The sequence below is a fragment of the Colwellia demingiae genome (genome assembly GCF_007954275.1).
In the GTDB taxonomy this organism is placed as follows: domain Bacteria; phylum Pseudomonadota; class Gammaproteobacteria; order Enterobacterales; family Alteromonadaceae; genus Colwellia; species Colwellia demingiae.
The window spans coordinates 143190-166262 of record NZ_VOLT01000007.1 but is presented as its reverse complement, the minus strand read 5'-3'; the positions used below and the strand labels follow the sequence as shown (position 1 = coordinate 166262).

Here is a 23073-nt window from a genome sequence, read left to right as displayed (position 1 = left end):
TTCATTCTTATTTTTAGTTATAAACTTTTAGCCATATTTCAATCGAGTGCATTCTACGCTAATAAACTTACTTTTTTCCGCTTTGAATGCTAATTGTAAAATAAATATTAAAAATTTGTGACTTTTACATTTCTGATCCGTTATAGGGTCAGAAATTACATAAAATCACATAAAACTTAATAAGGATTTATCCATGAAAACTTTCAAAATCACCCTGTTAGCTGCATTAATTAGTTCACCTTTAGCTGCAGAAGGCATTGATAAAACATGGGAAATAGGTGTCTTTGGCGATTATATTAAATCAGACACAGGTAAAGAAAATAAGATGGACTGGCAACAAATTGAAGCAGGAAAAGGCTTAGGTATTGATTTACAAAAAATCATTAACGAACAATGGAATGCTCGCATAGAGTTAGCAAAGGCTCGTTATGATATTAACAATGGTAATGATACTGATTATGGTACACGTTTTGGTCTTGACGCTATTTATAAAATTGAAGATACCGGCATTTACGCTTTCGCTGGTGTAAAACGTTTTAATAACGTGAAAAGTTACAACGCAGTTAATGTCGGTCTTGGTTATAACGTTGATATTAGTGATCGTTTCTCTTTATATAGCGAAGCGGTGGTTTACCGTGACGTCGACTATGGTTTTACAGACCAAGGCTTTAAAATCGGCGTGAAATACGCATTTGGTGATGTGAAAAAATCTCCTGTTGTTAAGAAAGCGGTATATCAGGAAGTTGCTGCAATACCCGTTGTTGCAAAAGTAATCGTTGTTGATACTGATAATGATGGCATTAATGATAAGCAAGATACCTGTAAAAATACGCCAGCAAACGTAAAAGTTGATTCAAATGGTTGCCCGCTATTTTTAGATAAATCAGTAGATGTAGACTTAAACGTATCGTTTGAAAACAATAGTTCACAGATAAAGTCAGAAACAATGAGTGATATTCAACGTTTAGCTGATTTTATGAAGGAATACAAAAATACAAGTGTTGTTATTGAAGGACATAGTTCGGCGGCAGGCAGCGCTAAATATAACTTAGCGCTTTCACAAAAGCGTGCTGATGCGGTTAAGAGTCTTCTAGTTAATAAATTTGATATAGAGGAAAACCGTTTATCTGCCAAAGGTTTTGGTGAAACACAACTAATATCTAAGGGTAGTACAGCTGCCGATCATGAGTTAAATCGTAGAGTTATTGCAAAAATTGAAGCTACTGTTAAAAAAATGATGATAAAAAGCTAAAAATCACATTAGTAACAGGGGTAAATAAAGACTATTTACCCCTGTTTATTTCACGCTATGTTAACCCTCTTTGTAAGTTACATTGAAATATGTGAACACTATGAAAAATGACTTTATTAACACATGAGTTCATTACCAACAATATAACAGTGCATAACGTCGCTTCCTCTAATACGATACCCACAGTAGCCCCGATTCCTCCAGCCGTTAGAAAAAAGCCAACAGCCCCCCTATCTAAGACTCCTTATAAAAAACACTTATACCAATAAAAAACCTAATATTTTATGCTGGGTAAATGGTTCCGTTCAAAGCGCTTTATTGTGACGTTTAGTTTTTCTTAAACGAACGATAAAGCAACGAAGAAGTTAGGAGTTTCATCAGCTAAATAATTAGATCGTAGAAAATAAAAAACTCACCGAAGTGAGCTTTTTAGATCCTACAAGCAAGTTTAATGCCTTATGCGCAGAGTAGATTGTTTAGTTCGAGGCGCTTTATTGTGACGTTTAGTTTTTCTTAAACGAACTATAAAGCAACGAAGAAGTTAGGAGTTTCATCAGCTAAATAGTAGATCGTAGAAAACAAAAAACTCACCGAAGTGAGCTTTTAGTACAATAAGCAAGTTTAATGCTTTATGCGTAGGATAAATTGTTTATTACAAGGCGCTGTAAGCGAAGCATAGTCTTTTCTATGCGAGTAAAACAGCAACGATGTAATTAACGATTTAGACAAGCATAAATTACATCATGCCGCCCATGCCACCCATACCGCCCATGCCGCCCATATCAGGCATAGCAGGAGATGCATCTTGTGGAGCATCAGTAATCATAGCTTCAGTCGTTAACATTAAACCTGCAACAGATGCTGCAAACTGTAGTGCTGAACGAGTCACTTTAGTTGGGTCTAAAATACCCATTTCAAGCATATCGCCGTAAGTACTGTTACCAGCATTGTAACCGTAATTACCTTTACCGTTACGTACTTCATTAAGTACAACTGAAGATTCATCACCACAGTTAGCTACGATTTGACGAAGTGGTGCTTCCATGGCACGGATAGCAACGTTAATACCATGAGTTTGGTCTTCGTTAGCACCTTCTAAATCTTTAATCGCTTCAGCAGCGCGAACTAGGGCAACACCACCACCAGCAACAACGCCTTCTTCTACCGCTGCACGTGTAGCATGTAATGCATCTTCAACGCGGAATTTTTTCTCTTTCATTTCAATTTCAGTGGCAGCACCAATTTTGATAACGGCAACACCGCCAGCAAGTTTAGCTAAACGTTCTTGAAGTTTTTCTTTATCGTAATCTGAAGATGACTCTTCAATTTGACCACGAATTTGTGAAACACGTGCTTGAATATCAGCTTCAACACCAACACCATCAATAATGATAGTAGTGTCTTTAGAGATAACAACACGTTTTGCTTGGCCTAAATCTTCTAATGTTACTTTTTCAAGTTCCATACCGATTTCTTCAGAAATCACAGTACCAGCAGTTAATGTCGCAACATCTTGTAGCATTGCTTTACGTCTGTCGCCAAAGCCTGGTGCTTTAACAGCAGCAACTTTAACAATACCGCGCATGTTGTTAACAACTAAAGTAGCAAGGGCTTCGCCTTCAACATCTTCAGCAATAATTAATAGTGGCTTACCCGCTTTAGCAACACCTTCAAGTGTTGTTAATAATTCACGAATGTTTGATACTTTTTTATCAACAAGTAGGATGAAAGGGTTTTCTAATTCAACCGTGCCATTTTCCTGTTTGTTAATGAAATATGGTGATAAATAACCTCGGTCAAACTGCATACCTTCAACAACATCAAGTTCGTCAGTTAATGCTTGGCCTTCTTCAACAGTAATAACACCTTCAGTGCCTACTTTTTCCATTGCTGTTGCAATGATTTGACCAACAGTCTCATCAGCATTAGCAGAAATAGTACCTACTTGCTCAATCGCTTTGTTATCAGTTACAGGGGTAGAAGAATCTTGTAATGCCGCAACAGCAGCAATAACGGCTTTGTCGATACCACGTTTAAGATCCATTGGGTTCATGCCCGCAGCGATAGATTTCAAACCTTCGTTAACAATGGCTTGTGCTAAAACAGTTGCAGTCGTTGTACCGTCACCGGCTTCATCATTGGCTTTAGAAGCAACTTCTTTCACCATTTGTGCGCCCATGTTTTCAAACTTGTCATCAAGTTCGATTTCTTTGGCTACAGTAACACCATCTTTGGTGATTGTTGGACCACCAAAAGATTTGTCAATCACTACGTTACGACCTTTTGGTCCTAATGTTACTTTTACAGCATCAGCTAATACATTTACACCACGTAGCATTTTAGCTCGTGCATCATTTCCAAATAATACGTCTTTTGCAGCCATGTTATTTAATTCCTATAATTTTGTTTATTGACACTGTTTTAAAAAACAATGTTAAGTATATTAGGGCTTTACTTTAAGCGAATCGGCTCAAGAGCAAAGAAAAAGCGCGGAGCTTACATTAGTAAGTGAGCACTTTTGATGTCGCTATTGTGTTGTATTAGCGACAAGTTAAGTTCTTAATTATTCTACGATAGCCAAAATGTCTGACTCACTAAGGATAAGTACTTCTTCACCATCAATTTTTTCAGTTTTAACGCCGTAACCTTCACTAAAGATAACTTGATCGCCAACTTTTACGTCTAATGCACGTACTTCACCATTTTCTAAAATACGACCATTACCTACAGCAATAACTTCGCCGCGAGTAGATTTTTCAGCAGCGCTACCCATTAATACGATACCGCCTTCTGATTTTGATTCTGCGTCTTTACGTTTAACAATTACACGATCATGTAGTGGACGAATGCTCATTAACTCTCTCCTGAGATTACTAATTTAATTAGTAAGTTATTTAGTAAGTTTACTAGTCATAATTAACGACCAGATTGTTGATAATAGAAATGGGGATAAAATAAATCTTCACAAGTCCTAAACTGAAAAAACTTAGTCTTTACGTTTAAATTCACCTTCCAATGTATCGCCTTGGTGATGTGAGATTGGTTCATTTGATGAAGTAAAAGGTTCATCTGACTTTTCATGCTGATAGACATTGCCAGATGCGCTGTGATGAAAAGAGGCGCCTCCACCAAGTTGGTTGACCTTAATATGTTTTTGTACTTGATTGGCAATTGCCGCACGCACACTAGGGACTAATAACAATAAACCAAAGATATCGGTAACGAAACCAGGGGTTACTAATAAAACACCCGCTACTAATAACATTAAACCCGTGACTATTTCACCCGATGGCATTTCACCTTGTGCCATTTTGGTTTGTACCGATTGTAAAGTAGCCAAGCCTTGCTGGCGTACATATTTTGCACCTAACCAAGCACTTAGAATAACAATCGCGATTGTTGGCCACAATCCTAGTAAAGCGCCCACTTGCATAATCACCGTTATTTCGATGATAGGGATAATGATAAAAAGTACAAATAATAGTTGAAACATAATAATTCCTTATTTTCTATGAAACTTATATTGGGCTAAACAGGTCTTTTTCAAGGGCAGTTGATAGAAGCCTAAGTTTTCCTTAATACTCAAGGTATACTATCAATAGGAATACAGCTATAGGTAACAATTTTGTATCAATTAGTATTAACAACCTGTCCCGATGAAATAGTAGCTAAAAAAATTGCTCAGCAATTGGTGACAGAAAAACTTGCTGCCTGCGTTAATATGGTGCCAAATATTACCTCTATTTATTGTTGGCAAGATGAATTGCATTGCGACAATGAAGTACAATTGTTGATAAAAACTGATGAAAATAAATTCGCCACCCTAAGTGATCGAATCAATCAATTACACCCGTATGACGTGGTGGAAATTATTGCCTTGAATATCCAGCAAGGTGATAAACATTATTTAAACTGGATCACTAACTCTTTGAAGTTGACTTAATGAAAAACTTACTATCTCTATGCTTTCTGATGTTAGCAGCTTTTACTTTTAATCCCGCTGCAGCACAAGAAAAGCAATCTATTTTTGATGTTTCTAATAGCAGTTTATTTAGTAATGATGATGAATTTTTAAAAGTTGATCAGGCATTCGCTTTTAATTTTTATCAGAAAAATAACTTGCTAGAAGTTAGTTTCGATATTGCGCCTGAGTATTACCTTTACCGTCATCAATTTAAATTTAAAGGTGAAAACACCAAGTTTACCGCGGTTTTATTACCTGATGGCATAGACCATGAAGACGAGTTTTTTGGTGTACAAAAAATATTTACTGATAAATTAGCATTTACCATAAACCTAGAAAACGTATCAAATGATGCCAGTATCAAAATTACTTACCAGGGTTGTGCCGAAAAAGGTTTATGTTACCCACCAACCAGTAAGGTAATTAAGTTAAGCAAATTTATTGCGGATGATCGTATTGCCGCTGCATCATCCTTAGGAAATCCTAATAAAGATGTAGACCGTCAGACAAGCCAGGCTGTAGTTAAAAAAAGTGAACAGCATCAGTTATCTGACATGCTCAAGCAAGATAGCTTATTATTAACGCTCGTTGCATTTTTTGTTGGCGGCTTATTATTGTCATTCACGCCCTGCGTTTTCCCTATGTACCCTATTTTAACGGGTATTATTGTTGGACAAGGTAAGCAGTTAACAACTAAAAAAGCATTCACCTTATCTTTTTTCTATGTACAAGGTATGGCAGTAACTTACACTCTTTTAGGCGTAGTTGTTGCATTGGCTGGAGCGAAGTTCCAAGCAGTTTTTCAACATCCAATAGTATTAATCGGTCTCAGTGTCTTATTTATATTTTTAGCACTATCAATGTTTGGTGTCTTTAATTTAGCCTTACCTGCTAGCTGGCAAAACAAACTAAATACAATGAGTAATAAGCAAAAAGGAGGCTCAATTACTGGCGTGCTAATGATGGGTGTTATTTCAGGCTTAGTTGCATCTCCTTGCACAACGGCACCACTTACAGGCGCATTGCTCTATATATCTCAAACAGGCGACGTAGTCTTAGGTGCCTCTGCATTATATGCATTAAGTTTAGGTATGGGATTACCTTTACTTATTTTAGGTAGCTCCGGTGGTAAATTACTGCCTAAAGCTGGTGCTTGGATGGATATCATCAAAAATATTTTCGGCCTACTATTGCTTGCTGTACCGGTATTTTTATTAGAGCGCTTTATCCCTGAAGTTGCTAGCCAAGCGTTATGGGCATTATTGATATTAGTCAGTGCGAGCTACTTCTATGTTGCTAACCAAAATCACGCAGCAGCGCAAATTGATCAACAAGGAAAAGGTTTTTGGTATGGCTTACGCTCCCTAATCATATTTTTGATGTTGTTTTTTGGTGCTAACCTTACTTACCAGTTAGTCTATCCAAGCAATAACATTGTTACCAATGATGCTCAGCACGCTAGTTTTAAACAAGTAACGTCTTTAGCGCAACTAGAAGATGAAGTGAAAAAAGCCAACATGCAGGGCAAAACAGTAATGTTAGATTTGTACGCTGATTGGTGTATTGCTTGTAAAGAGTTTGAAAAATATACTTTCGTAGATGCCGATGTACAAAAGGCATTGAGTAATAGTGTGTGGTTGCAAATTGACATGACAGAGTTCGACTCGACCGATAATGCAGAGCTTGTGCAGCACTATACGATATTGGGTCTACCCTCTATTCTGTTTTTTGATTTACAAGGAAAAGAATTAACTAAGCAACGTACCACAGGTTTTATGAAAGCCGCTGAGTTTAGTGCCCACGTGAAGTCTATATTTAAATAGTCACGTTAATAGTTGAGAAGTATAGTCAATCTAAATAAAGTCAGCCTCAGCTTAGGCTGGCTTTATACCATTCTCATTAAATTACTGTCCACTTCTGTAAGTTAAATACTCTAAAACCGCGTTACTCTCAAACCCAATAGCCAGTTATTGGTCAATTGAATATCTTGCCTTAATTTATCTACACATAACGAAATCACAAACTTAATGACAATGGCATTACTTAAGAAAAATCAACTCAAGCAGACTTATCTGCTGATAGGTCAGGCTGAATTTTCTTGGCTACTTTCCAATAGCCTTTTGTTGTTTGCTTGTCTAGCATAGTAAACAAGTCTTTCTCCGGGATAGGCTTAGAATAATAATAGCCTTGAATAATATCGCAATCATTTTCAGTTAAGCTACGCAACTGTGCTTGTGTCTCTACCCCTTCTGCTACTACCGTCAAACCTAAGTTTTTAACCATTGCGATAGTTGAAGTGATAATTTGAAAGTCAGAATGATTTTCTAACATGCCAAAAATAAAACTTTTATCTATTTTAATAACATCTACAGGCATTTTCTTTAAATACGCTAACGATGAATAACCCGTACCAAAATCATCAATGGCAAAACTAAAGCCAATAACTTTCAAGGACTCCATCATAGCGATGGTATGATCCATATCTTTCACTAACGTTTGCTCAGTAAGTTCTAACTCAAAGTTTTTCGCTGTTAATGAGAATTCTACTAATAAATCGTTTAGGAAATGCGGTAGATTAGCATCCATAAACTGTCCCGCAGATAAATTAATCGCGATACGTATATTTTCTAGTCCGTATTCTTTGATACTTATTACTAACTCAAAACATCGACGAATTATCCAATAACCTAATTCAATCATATGCTGAGAGTTTTCTAAAATAGGAATAAAGTCCTCTGGTGAGATCATTCCTCGTTCAGGGTGTTGCCAGCGTAATAGTGCTTCAAAACCATACAGCTTTTTAGTTTTTGCACATATCTGCGGCTGTAGGCTTAGACTGAACTGCTGCTTAGCTAGCGCTTGTCTGACTTCACCTTCAAGCATTACCCTATGAGCGACACGTTGAAACATCTCTTGGTGATAAATATGATATTGACCACCGCCATTATCTTTTGCTTCATACATGGCGATATCAGCATGACTGATCAAATCATCCGACTTTTCTATCGCTGATTCTGTATAAGCAATACCGATACTCGTTGAAACATAAAATATATTAGAGCCAAGTTTTATCGACTCTTTAAATTGTAATAGTACCTTTTCTGCAACTTCGATAGCTTCATCTACACTATTTAGATGACTCAACACAATAACAAATTCATCACCACCAAAACGGCTAGCTAAATCTAGTTCACCAACACTTACCCTTACACGTTCTGCAGCTTGAATGAGTAACTTATCACCAATATTGTGACCATTACTGTCATTAACCTTTTTAAAGTCATCTAAATCGAGAAACAACACAGCAACACCACTTTTATGGCGAGCAATATTAGCTAATGACTTACGCAGTTGATAATTGAGCATATTACGATTAGGCAAACCCGTCAGCAAATCATACATCGCAATGTTTTCTAACTCTTTGGTTTTTTGCTCTACGACTAAGTTGAGTTGTTCTAATTCAAAGCTGAGCTCTTCGGATGAATGAGCTAATACATCTAATTCATCCGCAAACATGCGAGGTCTTTTTAGATCAACTTGTCTAAACTGATCAAACTTTTTTTGTGCTAATAAAGGTAGCGCATTAGATAGCAGTAACAATCGCTTAGTAAATGGACTAGAAATAAAGTAAACAAATGCTGCTAGTAAACTAAAAATAAGACTCAAAGATAATATAAAACGCTTTTGGTATGCATCATTCTTTGCTTTGTAGGCTGTCACATCATCAATTAAAGCGAGATAAAAACCTTGTTCGGCTTGCTTTGATAAGGTTAATAGATTTATCAAGTAACTATTTTTTCCTAAATCTAAGTGTAAGCCCTGCTCTAATACTTGATTAAGTGTCGAATTAGGTTTATCCATCGCTAATAGAGACTCTGTTAGTCTCATATTAGATGCCGAAATCACTTTAGCTGAGGACGAGTCGATTTCACCTTTAGCGGGCATGCTGATAACAGCAACATCTCTATCTAAAGTTGTTTTCAAAGCAAACAGCATATCAATCAGTGAAGTACTCATAGTCACAACAACCATATCTCCTTGCTTATTGAGCAAAGGTAAACTCAATAACAATTGACAGCTTTGTGGGCAATATATTCGATGTTCTGGTTCTTGTAATCTAAAGACTTGTGCAATGTTATCTTGCACTACTGCAGGGAAGTCATTGGTTGCGAATAAAATATTTTGTTTCTCATCCACTAGCCAAATATCTTCAACATTAAGGTGTAATTGTAATGCATCATATTGCTTCTCTAATTGCAGAGCTAAATTAGAAAAGTCGTCTTGTTCTGATAATTGAATCAAATCGGTGAATGACTCTAACCAAACGGTTATTTTAGTACGCAAAATACTGTTATGCAGATTAACTTGCACTTGACCTTGGACGATATTATTTTGCTGAAACTCTTTATAATCGGCTTGTAAACGCCAATAGGATAACGAAGAAAACCCTACTGCTAAAAGCAGTAAGGTTGAGACTATTAGTACCAAAAGCTTGGTTGGTACACCAACAAATTTTATATTCATAACACTACTTCTAAAACCAATACATCAACTGAATAGCCCACATTTGCCAATCTTCGGTGTCATTAATTTGGGTATTAGGCACTACTACAGGTGTGAGTCGACCTGCGCCATTTACCCAATGATATTCCATGCGAGCACTAAAATTACTGGTAATATCGTAATTTAGTCCTAACGTGATATCTTTATGAAAGCCGAAGTAATAAGGAATTGCGCCACCTGTGGCTTGTTCCATTTTCTTGCCATCTTTATCATCTTTATTCAGATAAAAGTCTTCATAGCGTGCTAATAACGTTACTTTTTGCGTTAATTTATAGCGCGTCTGTAAGTAAAAGCCTTGCCCAATACTATCATGTTGAAATCCTGGGTAATAAAAACCATCGATAGTAAAACGCTGTTGATATATTTCACCGCTAAATTCCCAGTTCTCACCTTCATACATAGCGTTCATAGTATAAAATTGAAAATTAAAATCACTATCAGAAAACATATCACCACTTTCTGCGTTTCCTTGGCTATAGCTAAATCCTGCATCTAGCAATGAAATACCAAAACGCCAGGGTGAAAATGCAGGTTGCCAATACAAACTTGTTTGAGCATCATAATTTTGCTCAGCACTTCCTTGAGCAAATTCACTTAAAATATTTTTTGTCTGCTCATCTGAAATAGGTGATTTACCATAACTTAATTGCCAATCGAAATTGCCATAGTCATCAGTACTATAACTAACTTTAGTTGCAATTCCATCACTACCTACAGCAATATCTCTAAAACCATCAAAATATACTGATTGCGGTAAAATTATACTGGGCCTAGCAAAAGGAATATCTCTAGAACTAGAGTAGAGCCAATGATTGTTTTTAAAACGTCCTACATACACATTGGCTTGCCAATGTTCATTGGTAAACGCCGACCAGTCTACTAATGCATAATCAATTCTTGCACCTTGTGAGTAACGATTTCCACCATCTAAGTAAACCACTTGCCCAGCAAGACGAAAATTATCCGATAATTGATAAGAAGCATTAAGGCCTATTTCAGTTAATTCTGTAGACACTTCGCCATCATCATTTACAAAATCACTACCATTAACATCAATTATCCCTTGTGAGATAAAACCATGCAATTGAAAGTCTTGCGAATTAGAATAGGTTTCACTTTCTTCAGCCTGTGTCGTTCCTGAGAAAGAGCCAGTAAAGATTACTGCAAGCATTACAGCTCGGAAAACAAACAGTCTAAAACAATACAAATTATTAACTCTGTTAGATATTTCAACTGCAGCATTAGTCTTTAATTTTGATAACATTTACTACTCCTTTACCACTAGCCTGCTGACCTGCTTCCATATCAGGGGTTTTTATTCTTTTAGAACTTTTATTTTGCTTTATCTTTTTTAACGTTTCGTCATCTATATAACCGATAGCTCCGGGTGTTTTAGTGACCGCTTGAATAAGTTCTTGTTCAGAAGCAACAACTGTAGGTGCAACACCTAACCCTGAGTAAGTTAATTTATGCCAGATACGATTAAGCTGATAAGGAAATATTTGTAATCGTTCTTTAGCAAATCGTTGATGGAGATCGTGCTGACTCGGTAATACAAAGACATTAATTGCACTATCATCACTCCAACGCAATTGACGCATTGTATAGATACGCCGTAGTTGTGATTTTGTTAAGCTAATTTCAGTAACTTGTGGATGAGTTACTATCTCAATGGCTAAAACTTGTGAAGAGACAAGGCAGGCAAAGATGAGAACAATAACGAGAGAATAATATTTAATAAGGGATCCCTTACAATGAAACCGAACAAATGTAAAAAACTATTTAAAATCAATGTAATAATAAAAATAACTTGATAATGATAGCTCAAATAAACAAAAAATCAACATTTACATGCACCTAAAAGAGGTTTGACCAGTACTTTGCTGCTATATTCTTCGAAAACACGACTATTATCGCCAATAACAAAAAAAACAGAGAAATGATGCTTTTTTTTATTCACAGCGACGTCATTTTGTGTAATTATTAGGGAAATTAATTTTTAATGGTGTTTTAACAGAAGATGAGCGCAAAGTTTACTGTTTTAGTGTTAAATGGCCCAAACTTGAATATGCTTGGTAAGCGAGAGCCTACTATTTATGGCAATCAAGGCCTATCCGAGATTATAGCTGAGCTAAGCTTGCAAGCTGATCAAAAAAATATTGTGTTAAAACACCTGCAATCAAATGCTGAGCATGAATTAATCGATGCTATTCATAATGGCTATCAACAAGTAGATTTTATTATCATCAACCCTGCCGCTTTTACACATACCAGTGTAGCGATAAGAGATGCCTTACTTTCTGTTGCCATACCTTTTATCGAAGTACATTTGTCAAATGTGCATGCGCGTGAAGCTTTCAGGAAACATTCCTATTTATCTGATATTGCCACAGGTGTTATTTGTGGTTTTGGTGCGCAAGGTTATAGCTTTGCTCTAGATGCTGCCTATACATACCTAAGTAAAGCACAAGTAGATAAGTAAGAACTAATAACAAACCGTAACAGTTAATGACCAATCATTAACTTATATTTAAAATATATTATTTTTAGTCACTCAAATTAAGGTGTCCCAATGGATATTCGTAAAATCAAAAAACTTATCGAACTAGTTGAAGAGTCTGGTATCAATGAATTAGAGATCTCTGAAGGTGAAGAATCAGTACGTATAAGCCGTGGTGCTGTAGCTATGCAAGCTGCTCCTATGATGCAAGCAGCTCCAATGATGCAAGCAGCTCCAATGATGCAAGCAGCTCCTATGGCAGCCCCAGTTGCAGCAGCACCTGTTGAAGCCGCTGCGCCAGTAATTACTGGTCATATCGTTCGTTCTCCAATGGTTGGTACTTACTATGCTTCTGCTTCACCTGACGCTCCAGCGTTTGCTGAAGTTGGTAAGCATGTAAATGCTGGCGATACTCTTTGTATTGTTGAAGCAATGAAAATGATGAACCAAATTGAAGCTGATAAGTCTGGCGTTATTAAAGAAGTTTTAGCTAAAAATGAAGACGCCATTGAATTTGACCAACCGCTATTCATCATTGAATAAGCCTAACCAGAAGGGTTATTCCATGTTAGATAAAGTTGTTATCGCCAACCGTGGCGAAATTGCCTTAAGAATATTACGTGCTTGTAAAGAGTTAGGTATTAAAACTGTAGCGGTTCATTCAACTGCTGACAAAAATCTTAAACACGTATTATTAGCTGATGAAACCATCTGTATTGGTAAAGCACCAGCACCCGATAGTTACCTTAATATTCCTGCAATTATTACTGCAGCTGAATTGACTAATGCTGTCGCAATTCATCCTGGTTACGGTTTTCTTGCTGAGAATGCAGATTTTGCCGAGCAAGTTGAAAACTCTGGTTTTGCCTTTATTGGTCCAAAAGCAGAAAGCATCCGTATTATGGGTGATAAAGTTCAAGCTATAAAAGCAATGAAAATAGCTGGTGTACCTTGTGTACCCGGTTCTGACGGCCCATTGAATGACGATGACGAAGCAAATAAAGCCCATGCTAAACGCATTGGTTACCCTATTATCGTTAAAGCCGCTGGTGGTGGTGGTGGCCGTGGTATGCGCGTTGTGCGTAATGAAGCAGAATTAGTAGAATCAATTGCTTTAACCAAAAAAGAAGCCGGTACTATTTTCAAAAATGACATGGTTTACATGGAAAAATTCCTTGAAAATCCACGTCATGTTGAAATTCAAATAATGGCTGACGGCAAAGGCGGTGCAATTCATCTAGGTGAACGTGATTGTTCAATGCAACGTCGTCATCAAAAAGTAGTAGAAGAAGCTCCTGCTCCAGGTATTACTCCTGAAATGCGCGCTAAAATTGGTGAACGTTGTTGTAAAGCTTGTATTGATATTAACTACCGCGGCGCTGGTACCTTTGAATTTTTGTATGAAAATGGTGAATTCTACTTCATTGAAATGAATACACGTATTCAGGTTGAGCATCCAGTAACTGAAATGATCACTGGTGTTGATTTGATCAAAGAGCAACTTCGTGTTGCTGCTGGGCAACCGTTATCTTATACCCAAGATGACATCAAGATTGCAGGTCACTCTATTGAATGTCGCATTAATGCGGAAGATCCTCGTACATTTATTCCTTCACCGGGTAAAATTACACGTTTCCACCCACCAGGTGGTTTAGGCGTACGTTGGGATTCACATATTTATGCTGATTACTCTGTTCCTCCACATTATGACTCTATGATTGGTAAGCTAATTACTTGGGGTGATAACCGTGATGTAGCTATAGCGCGTATGCGTAACGCTTTATCAGAGTTAGTGATTGATGGCATCAAAACTAACATTACTTTGCATCAAGATATTTTAAATGATCAAGGTTTTGTTAATGGCGGCGCTAATATTCATTATTTAGAGCACAAATTAGCTGAACTTGGCTAACTAATACTCAAGTCTGAATAAATAAAAGCTCTGCAATTGCAGAGCTTTTTGTTATTCTAAGGTAATAAATCTAATATCAAACGAATTAATTTATTTGCACGATTGGTATAAGTAAAAACTCCACTTATTTTGAGTTAACAAAGCATATGTCGAATTCCCATGAAAAACCAATAGCTCCAGCAGATGATGATTGCTGTGGTGGTGGTGCCTGTAATCCTTGTGTTTGGGATCACTATTACGCCGAATTACAAAAATGGCGTATTAAAGAAGCCAAAATCAAAGAACAACAAGCAGAAGCACAAGTAGTAGAAAACTCAAAATAGCATCAGCGCTAAGAACTGCATCATTAGAACGTTCAAGGTAGTAGTAAATTTCTTTGAACGTTTTCATTACTGTTCAAATACTAACCATACAAATGGTAACAACAAGCTAACAATTGCCTACAACATTCCTTCCAAAACTTAGATAATATCTCATCACTAACTAAAGAGTGAGACAGATATTATGTTAAATACTTTAAGACAACACAGTAACTTTACCCCTGTTACCGCTTTCATGACTGATAGCAGACAACAAGATCATGATAAAGACACTATGTGGGACATGCTTAACTTAAGCCAGCAATATGCTGTATGTACCCTAGGTCAATTTGGTTACCTACTTACCTATGTACGCTCAATTGGTGATACTAGGTTAGCGATACTAAAACAGGATGGCAAAATAGCCACGATCAACGAAGCAGGTATTATCAATATTAACCCTGCTGTTAAGTGCCGCCAGTAACACTCAGCTAATTTATCTAAAGACCAGACAGAGAAATGGCGAGTAGTTACTCGTCATTTACTCAACCAAATTCTTCGTAAACAGATGAAATCAATTATACTGCATTTCAGGTATACCTCCGTTAATCACAAGATCTCCCTAAAATTGGTATGAAAGCCAACTCATGGGGCAGAATTATTAATATTGCTTCCGTTCATGGTCTTGTTGCTTCTAAAAATAAAGTCGCATATTGTGCAGAAAAACATGGCATTGTTGGGCTAACCAAAGTTGTTGCTCTTTAGTGCGCTGAACATGGCATTACCGCCAATGCTATTTGCCCTGGCTGGGTAGATACGCCACTTATCAATGATCAAATCACTGAGATTGCCAATAAAGAAAGTACTAGCTTTGAACAAGCAAGATACCAACTTATTACAGCCAAACAGCCTGTTCCTGAAATGATGGCGCCTCGTCAAATTGGTGAATTCATCCTTTTTCTTTGCAGTGATAGTGCCCGCAGCATTACCGGCTCATCATTACCTATGGATGGCGCCTGGACAGCTCAATAACAAGCCTTTTTAAAATACCTGTTTCATCCCCCTTTCACTGTGGTTAATGTCTCTAATATACAGACATTAACCCGATATTCAGGTCATTATCCAATGACTACTTTGTAGCAGCTAAGAAGAGAATTGATTTAAATATTTTTCCATCTATTTTATAATTAAATATTCGTGGCATATTAGTGATAACTCTCAGTAATATCAGTAGCTAGCTGTTTAGTGAATAATAGAATCATAACGAGAAAGATGTACTAATCATTACCCTTTTAATATAAGTTGAACCAAATTACTTCCCAAGGATAAAGAATGACTATAACTAGAGCGCTGCCCATACGTTTATTTTTCGTGGCTGCACTATTTTTTCTGTCTGGCTGCGCCACCATGAATCTTGACTACGAAGAGCCCAGTATCGAGTTGGTTTCTTTTAAGGCTTTGCCAGCTAATGGTTTCGAACAAAATTTTGAAATAGGCTTGAAATTAACTAACCCTAATAATTTTGAATTGCCGTTCAATGGTATTAGCTATCAACTGAATGTTGCAGGAGAGGCATTAGCCCATGGTGTTGCCGCAAATATTCCCACTGCAGGAGCTTACGGTGAGTCACGCTTTGTGGTTCCTGTTTCAACTAGTTTAATGGGTGGGTTCAAGGTGATAAGAGCGCTTATGCATAGTAAAGGACAAGATATCAGCTACCAACTGAAGGCCAAATTAGATATCGACATTCCCTTTATGCCAAAGTTAACTGTCATTCAAGAGGGTATTATTCCCCTTGGTCAAAAGCCTCAATAGCGAGGCTTTTCAATCCCCAGTTTTAAACTGGTTGAGTTAACTAAAAGAAAAGTAAAAAATTATTGCTCATTACTACCTGCTTTAACAAATTGATCAATGAACTGATAAGTTTGTTGGCACTCATCGCTAACTAATTCGTCAAGTAACATATAGGCGTGAGTCATTCCATCAAAAGAGTGGTGCTCAACAATGACACCGACCTCTTCTAACGATTTAGCATAAGCGACACCTTCATCTCTGAGGGGGTCACACCCTGCCGTAATAACCAAGGTTGTTGGCATATTGGAAGAAAATTTACCGAGCAATGGAGATGCTTTCACTATTTTAGCTTGCGTAACCTCGTCTTGGTCAGAGCTAATTACTTGAAAGTATTGCTGAAAATACCAAAGAATTTTATCTTTTTCTAATAAAAATCCTTGGCCATTTTCATCAATAGAAGCGCTAACCATGGTGTAATCCACACTTGGATAAATCAGAATTTGTTTATCAATTTTTACCGAGTCGTTAGTTTCTTCATTAGCTAAGTTATTCATCACTAAACTAGTACAGATGGCACCGCCAGCACTATCACCAGCAATATAAAGTTCATCACTATATTTCATATTTTTCAGTAAACTTTGATAGTGTTCGAGTACTTGCTGACAATCATCCACCCCTGCTGGATATGGGTATTCAGGTGCTAATCGATAATCGACACAAATAACAATAGCCTGAGTAGCAAGCGCGAGTTTACGACTAATGGGGTCATATAAATCGATACTGCCACACATATGTCCGCCGCCATGAAAATGCAGTAATACTGGCAACACTTCATTAGGCGCGGGATTATAAATACGAACAGGAATATTATGGCTAGAGGTCGCTAAGTAATCATCTTTTACTATAGCAATATCTGGCCCTGAACCAATGAGTGCTGATAAATTATCTAAGCCCTGTCTAACTAATTCAGCACTAAAACCCTGTCTTGTTGCTTTGGCCGCAGCAATCGCAATATTTGCTTGCTCAAGAAGTGGTACTAACTTGGGAGATATTATTCCGCGCATAATTTGTCCTTGATTGTTAATTCTTTAACCTTACCCGTTTCAGGCAAGAAAAAACTGCCAATAAAAAAGGTACTACTTATTAATGAAATGAGAATAAATGAAGCGGTATAATCACCTTGATTCATATCCACTAACTTACCAAATACCCATAAGACAACCGTAGAAAGTAAGTAGCTGATTGAATAGAAAAAACTAAATACCACGGTAATACGTTGCCCTGTCATTTTAGGTAACTCATGAGGAATAGAAACCAGCGCAGTGATAGGAAAGAAAATAAAAAATCCTAGCACAATGGCAGATAGGGTTTGTAACCAAACACTACTGCTAAAAGATACGCCAATAATAGTCAGTACCATCATAGCACCAGACCATCGAATAACAGGCAAACGAAGTGGCATTTTTTTACTGTAAATAATGCCCGCTAATGTACCCACAATACCAAAACCTATCACCCACTTACTTTGGCTAATGCCGGCTTTAGGGTAAAAAGTAAATAGACAAATATAAAATGCCAATAAGCCCGAATAAGTTAAGCCATAAGCCCAAATGAATTTATCCTTTAGGCCATCAATATAACTGTAATTTTCAATGGGTTGATTCTCTAGATCGTGTCCCTGAGCCTCAGGTTCAAACTTTACCAATAACCAAACAAAACTTAACAACAAACTAGCTATTGAAAAGCTAATCAAACTCACTTTCCAGTCCCCAGTGAATTGGTTGATTTCTGTCATTTTCCATAACACTACACCCGTACCAATATTAAATGCAACCGCATTAAGACCATTAATAACAGGGCGTTCATTAACTGGAAACCATTGCATAACAATAGGGTTGAAGTAGACAATCATGAACGCTCCACCTAACCCCATCAGGAATCGACTTAGCAATAACAATTCATAATTAGGAGCGAATGGCGTTAATAAACCAATGGCTATCAACAAGCTAGCAATAAAGAATGCGTACTTAAGTCCAAACTTTAACGCGAACCAAGCAGCAGCGAACGTACCCACAATTTTTGCCAAGGTTACCGCGCCACTGATAAAGCTAGCAGAAGCTAAACTATCAATGTGCATAGCCGACATTATTTGTCCCATACTTGCTGTGCCGCCGACCCAAGCCATAGCAAATAGTACATAACTAATAAAAACAATGGCTTCAACCAAGTATTTGTTACTGATTTTCATATATGATAGTTTCTAATCAAGGTAAATATTTACCTTTAGATTAGCGTATGACTGTTAGCAAATAACTACTACCTTAGTTCACTACCCCGTTATATAAGGCATGTTATGCTAACCATAGGGTTATATATTCATATTAATCGCTAGCTTAAGTGAGTTAATCGCTTGATACATTATTTTGGGACAGATCACATCATAAAGGACAGTTCTTGTTAGTTTGGCTTTCTCTCGATACTTGGCTTATCACTGTACTGTCCATTGCATATTTGGCAGTGCTTTTTATTGTTGCCCATTGGGGACAAAATCAAGCATCTGAAAATTGGAGCTGTAAACCTTGGGTTTATAGCTTATCTCTGGGCGTTAGCTGTAGCTCATGGGCATTTTACGGCACAGTAGGACAAGCAGCGACCACAGGGGCATGGCTCGCACCAATTTATATCGGTTCTATCCTTTGTTTAGTACTGGCTTGGCCAATGCTACACAAAATTCTCCTGATCGTTAAGCAGCAAAATTTAACTTCCATTGCTGATTTCATTGCCTTTCGCTACGACCGTTCGCCTAAAGTCGCTGCGCTGGTTACCCTGGTTGCGCTAACGGGTATTATTCCCTATATTGCGCTACAACTTCGCGCCATCAGTACCAGTTTTGATCTATTAACCGGTACTTATCAGTCGGGTATCAGCACTGCCTTTGTGGTGACTATCGTACTTATCTTTTTCAGTATTTTATTTGGTACGCGCCAAATAGCAGCCAATAAGCAAAATCAAGGTTTAGTGCTGGCAATCGCTTTTAGCTCAGTTATTAAATTGTTTGCCTTAACAGCTGTCGGTATTTTTGCCACCTTCTATGTTTTTGATGGTTTTACCGACCTAATCAGCCAACGTGAAAACATCAGTTCATTTACTGGTACTCATTCTGTTTATCTTGCTGTAGCACAAGCAGTGTTAGGTGCTATCACCATATTTATCCTGCCACAGCAGTTCCATATGATGATGATTGAAAATCATCATCAACAAGAGTTAAAAACTGCCCGTTGGCTGTTTCCTTTATACCTGTTACTCATTAATGTTTTTATTTTACCTATCGCTATTGCTGGGCAGCTAACATTTCCCGGCGGTAGTGTAGATGCCGATACTTATGTGTTAACGATCCCGCTTTTTTACCAGCAAGCTTGGCTTGGTATTACGGTTTATATTGGTGGCCTAGCGGCAGCAACTAGCATGGTAATAGTGGCGGCTATTGTATTGAGTACCATGGTATCAACCGAAGTCTTAACACCATTAGTATTAAAATTTCGTTTATTTAATACTAAACAAAAGCAGCAAATGTCAGGGCTGTTACTCAACTTACGCCGTGGTTCTATCGCCATTATTTTACTGCTCGCGTTCATTTTCGAACGTATCATTGCTCAGCAAAATCACCTCGCTACTATCGGCTTATTATCATTTGTTTTACTTTCACAATTTGCTCCAGCTACCATCGGTGCTTTGTACTGGCGTAAAGCTAATGCAAAGGCAGCATTAACCGGGTTAATTGTCGGTAGTATCGTCTGGCTCTATACCTTGTTATTACCAGCATTAATTCCATCAAGCCAATGGATTGAAACAGGTTTATGGCAAATGACTTGGTTAAAGCCTACCGCCCTCTTTGGCGTTGATTTTTTAGATAGTACTAGTCATGGTGTTTTTTACAGTTTGCTGCTCAACGTAATCTGTTACGTTGTCGTCTCATTAATCAGCCAACGCAGTGTCGGTGAAAAACTACAAGCCGAGTATTTTGTTAATAAAAGCCAAAACCAGTTTGAACGGCATTTATCCCTCGATGACTTATATAGTTTATTAGTACGCTTTATTGATAAACCTGCTGCTGAAGCGTTAATTACCTTTGCTAAAAGTAGTGGAAAAAACGAAAATAATATTGAATACACTCGTCTACAGCTTTCGGGTGTACTAGGCTCAGCTTCAACACGCATGGTAATGAAAGCAGCCTCAACGTCTCAGGATATGCCGCTAGAAGATGTCGTAAGCATTGTCGATGAAGCCAACCAAATGTTTCGTTTTAACCGCGAGTTATTACAGTCAGGGGTGGAGAATATTGAACAAGGTATTAGCGTTATTGACGCTGATATGCGCTTAGTTGCTTGGAATCAACGCTATATTCAATTGCTTGATTATCCTGAAGGCTTTGTCAGCGCAGGAAAACCTGTTGAAGAGTTATTACGTTATAACATAGCCAAGGGCATAATTACGGGTACAGGTACTGAGGTAGGTGCTAGTACAAGTAAAATCGTTGAAGGTGAAAGTTTAATTACCCGACGTATTGAGCATATGCGTATGGGACATAACCATTACTTTCAGCGTTCTATGCCTAATGGCGTAGTATTAGAAATTAGAGGCCAATCAATGCCTGGTGGCGGCTTTGTTAGCACATTTTCTGATATTACCGCTCATATTGAAGCAGAAAAATCCTTACAAAAAGCCAACGAAAGTTTAGAGAGACGTGTCGAAGAAAGAACCCAAGAGCTGAGACGTGCTAAAGCAGAAGCTGAAGCGGCCAACAGCAGTAAAACACGTTTTTTAGCTGCTGCTAGCCATGATTTAATGCAGCCCTTTAATGCGCTGTCACTATTTACTTCTATGTTAAAAAAGAAAGTCGAAAATGACGAGTTAGCACAACTGGCTAATAATATTGACGATTCATTGAATGTTGTTGAAGCGCTACTGTCAGATTTAGTCGAAATCTCACGTCTCGATAATAACTTAGATATTATTGAGAAGAACCACTTTGCTTTAGATGAGTTATTAATACCGTTAAAGAATGAGTTTACCGTTTTAGCTCTGCAAGATGACATTAGTTTTAGCTATCAACCTAGTTCAACCTGGGTAAATTCCGACAAACGTATGTTACGTAGAATACTACAAAATTTTTTATCAAACGCAGTACATTATTGCCGTGATAAAACCGGTGACAAAGCCGGTATTACCAACAAAATAGTCTTAGGTGTTCGCCACAAAAAAGACGTCGTTCGCATCGAGGTCTGGGATAACGGCCCCGGTATAGCCGCAGATAAGCAACTAAGCATTTTTCAAGAGTTTGAGCGATTAGAGCAAAACCGTGAGATACCAGGTCTAGGCTTAGGCTTAGCCATTGCCGAACGTATGGCTTCGTTACTCGATTTGAAAATATCACTTAAGTCGACTGTAGGAAAAGGCACTTGCTTTATGGTTGAGTTACCGAGAATTGAGCATAACGCTGTCAATCTACCGAGTAAAATAACGGGCAAAGAGTTGAATAACGTAGCGGAAAAAATAGCAATTCATGACATTAATAACACCAGTACTGTCAATCAAGATTTTGCCGATATGTCAGTATTAGTTATTGATAATGATGCGCTGATGTTAACAGCTATATCTTCGCAGTTAATTGAATGGGGCTGTGTAGTTTATACCGCGAAAGATCAAGCCTCGCTAACTAAGGTTGTGAATAAAATGCAACAACCCGCTCACTTTATCATTGCTGATTACCATCTCGATAATGATACTAATGGCGTGGATTTAGTAACTAACTTATTACTCAAAGAGCATTGGCAAAGCCCTTGTGTTATCTGCTCTGCCGATCCTTCTGAACAAGTTAGGCAACATACTAGTGATGCGAATTTTCTCTTTTTACGAAAACCAGTTAAATCATTAGCGTTAAAACGCTTAATTAGGCAAATGATTATCCGCTAACTAAGAGTAGTTAGGTGTTTTTTCATAAACATTTAGATGGGGCTATTAACATTCTCTGTTGGCGCCAACATCAGTTGTTGATAAGCAAGCCCTGCTAAGGTTCGATTATTTACTTCCAATTTTTCCAAAATAGCGGAAACATGTTTTTTCACTGTAGTTTCTTTAATGTTGAGCTCATAAGCAATCTGCTTATTAAGTTGACCATCAGCAATTTGAGTTAGCACTACGTACTGTTGTGGCGTTAATTGTCCTAGCTGTTTAGCTAGTTTTTGATGAGCAAGTGCGGTTTGTTGGCCTTCATTTTTTTCTATCAATTCAGGTAACCAAATATCACCCATCAATACTGTATCAATCGCACGGGCGATGGTGGTCAAGTCGGCTGACTTAGGAATAAATGCCGCTGCACCAAAGTTAATCGCTTTTTGCATGGTCTCATCATTATCATCAGAAGACACCATAATCACCACTAAATCGGGGTAATGGTTTTGCAGCTGAGTAAGTCCGGTAAAACCATCATTACCTGGCATATGCAAATCGAGAAAGACTATTTCTAAGCTTGGGGTGGCTTCAATAGCAATTAATAACTCACCAAAGTTGTCGGCTTCTAACGTGCCAGCATCATCAATACATTCAATGATGGCTTGTTTAAGAGCCGTACGAAATAACGGATGATCATCGGCAATAATAACTTTTGCTTGTGACATTTAACGCTCCTACATGATTATTAACCCAGTATGAAAAAAAGAGCTGGCAAGTGCCAGCTCTTTTTACTCTGAATTCACGACTTGGTATTGTCCTACATTAATCAAGTCAATA

Annotated in this window: 19 protein-coding genes and 1 pseudogene; 11 read left to right on the top strand and 9 right to left on the bottom strand. The window is 37.6% G+C overall.

The annotated features are described in order from the left end of the window. The first annotated feature begins 193 nt into the window (after positions 1–193). Positions 194–1252, top strand: a complete 1059-nt coding sequence (locus tag ESZ36_RS14640; protein WP_146789225.1) for an OmpA family protein — start codon at positions 194–196, stop codon at positions 1250–1252. Between the two features lie 736 nt (positions 1253–1988). Here ESZ36_RS14640 and groL read toward each other — a convergent pair. From groL to ESZ36_RS14625, 3 genes are all read right to left on the bottom strand, one after another. Further along, positions 1989–3635, bottom strand: a complete 1647-nt coding sequence (gene groL / locus ESZ36_RS14635; RefSeq protein ID WP_146789223.1) for a chaperonin GroEL — start codon at positions 3633–3635, stop codon at positions 1989–1991. A 180-nt stretch (positions 3636–3815) separates the two neighbouring features. After that, positions 3816–4106 carry a co-chaperone GroES gene (locus ESZ36_RS14630; protein WP_146789221.1) on the bottom strand — a complete coding sequence of 97 codons (291 nt, stop codon included), beginning with the start codon at positions 4104–4106 and terminating at the stop codon, positions 3816–3818. A gap of 132 nt (positions 4107–4238) precedes the next feature. Then, positions 4239–4745 (bottom strand): FxsA family protein, encoded by a 507-nt coding sequence (locus tag ESZ36_RS14625; protein ID WP_146789219.1) that lies wholly within the window; start codon positions 4743–4745, stop codon positions 4239–4241. A gap of 132 nt (positions 4746–4877) precedes the next feature. On the opposite strand from ESZ36_RS14625, the gene cutA reads away from it, so the two are divergent. Continuing rightward, the gene (gene cutA / locus ESZ36_RS14620; RefSeq protein WP_146789217.1) at positions 4878–5195 is read left to right on the top strand and encodes a divalent-cation tolerance protein CutA; all 318 of its coding nucleotides are present in this window, start codon (positions 4878–4880) and stop codon (positions 5193–5195) included. Beyond that, positions 5195–7039, top strand: a complete 1845-nt coding sequence (locus ESZ36_RS14615) for a protein-disulfide reductase DsbD (RefSeq protein WP_146789215.1) — start codon at positions 5195–5197, stop codon at positions 7037–7039. Before cutA ends, ESZ36_RS14615 begins: the two co-directional genes overlap by 1 nt. Before the next feature lie 235 nt (positions 7040–7274). Here the strand turns inward: ESZ36_RS14615 and ESZ36_RS14610 are convergent, their stop codons facing one another. The 3 genes from ESZ36_RS14610 to ESZ36_RS14600 are packed head-to-tail and all read right to left on the bottom strand — an operon-like array spanning position 7275 to position 11380. Beyond that, positions 7275–9740, bottom strand: a complete 2466-nt coding sequence (locus ESZ36_RS14610; protein WP_146789213.1) for a putative bifunctional diguanylate cyclase/phosphodiesterase — start codon at positions 9738–9740, stop codon at positions 7275–7277. Between the two features lie 10 nt (positions 9741–9750). After that, entirely contained in the window at positions 9751–11043 is a 1293-nt protein-coding gene (locus ESZ36_RS14605; RefSeq protein ID WP_146789211.1) for a porin family protein, read from the bottom strand. Further along, positions 11021–11380: a hypothetical protein gene (locus tag ESZ36_RS14600; RefSeq protein WP_211357792.1), complete on the bottom strand. Its 360-nt coding sequence runs from the start codon at positions 11378–11380 to the stop codon at positions 11021–11023. The genes ESZ36_RS14605 and ESZ36_RS14600 overlap by 23 nt, the downstream gene beginning before the upstream one ends. Positions 11381–11799: 419 nt before the next feature. Here ESZ36_RS14600 and aroQ point away from each other — a divergent pair, with 419 nt between their 5' ends. The 7 genes and pseudogenes from aroQ (at position 11800) to ESZ36_RS14565 (ending at position 16305) form a co-directional block, all read left to right on the top strand. Further along, complete coding sequence (gene aroQ / locus ESZ36_RS14595; RefSeq protein ID WP_146789209.1) at positions 11800–12261, top strand: type II 3-dehydroquinate dehydratase; 462 nt, start codon at positions 11800–11802, stop codon at positions 12259–12261. Between the two features lie 90 nt (positions 12262–12351). After that, positions 12352–12822: an acetyl-CoA carboxylase biotin carboxyl carrier protein gene (accB, locus tag ESZ36_RS14590; protein ID WP_146789207.1), complete on the top strand. Its 471-nt coding sequence runs from the start codon at positions 12352–12354 to the stop codon at positions 12820–12822. Positions 12823–12844: 22 nt separating this feature from the next. After that, positions 12845–14191, top strand: a complete 1347-nt coding sequence (accC, locus tag ESZ36_RS14585) for an acetyl-CoA carboxylase biotin carboxylase subunit (RefSeq protein ID WP_146789205.1) — start codon at positions 12845–12847, stop codon at positions 14189–14191. 146 nt (positions 14192–14337) lie between these two features. Continuing rightward, positions 14338–14514, top strand: coding sequence for an oxidoreductase-like domain-containing protein (locus ESZ36_RS14580; RefSeq protein ID WP_146789203.1), 177 nt, complete (start codon positions 14338–14340; stop codon positions 14512–14514). A gap of 181 nt (positions 14515–14695) precedes the next feature. Beyond that, positions 14696–14974, top strand: a complete 279-nt coding sequence (locus tag ESZ36_RS14575) for a hypothetical protein (protein WP_146789201.1) — start codon at positions 14696–14698, stop codon at positions 14972–14974. A gap of 149 nt (positions 14975–15123) precedes the next feature. Beyond that, positions 15124–15522 (top strand): annotated as a pseudogene (locus tag ESZ36_RS14570) (SDR family oxidoreductase). A gap of 300 nt (positions 15523–15822) precedes the next feature. Beyond that, positions 15823–16305, top strand: coding sequence for an LEA/WHy family protein (locus ESZ36_RS14565; protein WP_146789199.1), 483 nt, complete (start codon positions 15823–15825; stop codon positions 16303–16305). A gap of 59 nt (positions 16306–16364) precedes the next feature. Here the strand turns inward: ESZ36_RS14565 and ESZ36_RS14560 are convergent, their stop codons facing one another. Both ESZ36_RS14560 and ESZ36_RS14555 read right to left on the bottom strand, forming a co-directional pair. Beyond that, entirely contained in the window at positions 16365–17348 is a 984-nt protein-coding gene (locus ESZ36_RS14560) for an alpha/beta hydrolase (protein ID WP_146789197.1), read from the bottom strand. Next, positions 17336–18532, bottom strand: coding sequence for an MFS transporter (locus tag ESZ36_RS14555; RefSeq protein WP_146789195.1), 1197 nt, complete (start codon positions 18530–18532; stop codon positions 17336–17338). The genes ESZ36_RS14560 and ESZ36_RS14555 overlap by 13 nt, the downstream gene beginning before the upstream one ends. Before the next feature lie 206 nt (positions 18533–18738). On the opposite strand from ESZ36_RS14555, the gene ESZ36_RS14550 reads away from it, so the two are divergent. Beyond that, the gene (locus tag ESZ36_RS14550; protein ID WP_146789193.1) at positions 18739–22257 is read left to right on the top strand and encodes a PAS domain-containing hybrid sensor histidine kinase/response regulator; all 3519 of its coding nucleotides are present in this window, start codon (positions 18739–18741) and stop codon (positions 22255–22257) included. Positions 22258–22289: 32 nt separating this feature from the next. Here the strand turns inward: ESZ36_RS14550 and ESZ36_RS14545 are convergent, their stop codons facing one another. Next, positions 22290–22961, bottom strand: coding sequence for a response regulator transcription factor (locus ESZ36_RS14545; protein ID WP_146789191.1), 672 nt, complete (start codon positions 22959–22961; stop codon positions 22290–22292). Positions 22962–23073: the final 112 nt, after the last annotated feature.